Below are 1,166 nucleotides of genomic sequence, written 5' to 3'. Positions count from 1 at the left end.
CCCGCCAGGCCCTGCCGGACGTCCGCCAGCGCCGCGTCGATCGCCAGGTACGAAAAGCTTCTTCGAGCCGGGCCCGCAACGCATCGCGTGCCTTCAGGTCCTTGGCGACCACGACGGCCTGCGTCACGTTCTCGTTCTGCAGAAGTACGTCCATCGGCAGGTAGAAGCGGATTGCGCCGGCACCGACATAGGTCGAGTATCGCACGATGCCCGGATCGTCCTTCAACAGCGCTTCGAGTTTCGAGGCCTCGCGCTGGGTCGCTTCCAGGGAGGCGTTCTGCGGCAGCGTTAGGCTTACGAGGAGGTCGGGCCGGTCGGAGGGCGGGAAGAACTGCTCCTCCAGAAAGGCGGAGGCCCAGACCGAGATGCCCAGGGTCGCCAGGGCGACCGCCAGCGTGGTCCGACGATGGCCGAGGACCCACGACAGGACAGTCTCGTAGGCCCGCATGACCCGACCCTTGCCGTGGCCATGGCCGGGCATCGTCTTCGGCAGCATCAGGGTGCCGAGCAGCGGCGAGAACAGGACGGCGACGATCCATGAGGCCGACAGCGAGATCAGCACCACCATGAACATCGAGTAGCAATACTCGCCCGAACTCGACTGGGCGAAGCCGATGGGAATGAATCCGGCGATCATCACGAGGGTGCCGGTCAGCATCGGGAAGGCCGTCGATTCGTAGGCGAAACTTGCGGCGCGTCTCCGGCTCCAGCCCTCCTCCAGCTTGCCGACCATCGCCTCGACGGTGATCATCGCGTCGTCGACAAGCAAGCCGAGGGCGATGATCAGCGCGCCGAGGGAGATGCGTTGCAGGCCGATGCCGGTCAGCTCCATCCCGATGAAGGTCATCGCCAGGACGAAGGGGATGGAGACGCTGACCACGAGACCCGCGCGCACTCCGAGCGAGAGGAAGGAAACCCCCAGCACGATGGCGATGGCTTCGAGGAGCACTTTGACAAAGCTGCCGACGGCCTCGGTCACGACGGCCGATTGATCGGCGACCTGCGTGACCTCGATGCCGTATGGCAGCGTGTTCTCGATCTCGGCCATGCGTGCCTTCACGGCCTCGCCGACGCCGAGGTGGACGAACTCGGACGGGAAGAGCTCCAGTACCTCCTCCAGCACCCCCTCGAAGAAGCGCAGGGTCTCCTCGGAGGCGTTGAGCACG

At 65.4% G+C, this 1,166-nt stretch carries 1 protein-coding gene; it reads right to left on the bottom strand.

The genetic code is table 11. The annotated features are described in order from the left end of the window. Nucleotides 1-1,166: efflux RND transporter permease subunit (locus ABTY56_RS38700; protein ID WP_350634387.1), on the bottom strand; the 1,166-nt coding region annotated here is incomplete at both ends.

It is taken from the genome of Kitasatospora sp. NPDC097691 (genome assembly GCF_040302665.1).
Lineage (GTDB): Bacteria > Actinomycetota > Actinomycetes > Streptomycetales > Streptomycetaceae > Kitasatospora.
Note: the sequence above shows the minus strand (reverse complement) of the source record. Positions and strands in the feature narration are given on the sequence as shown.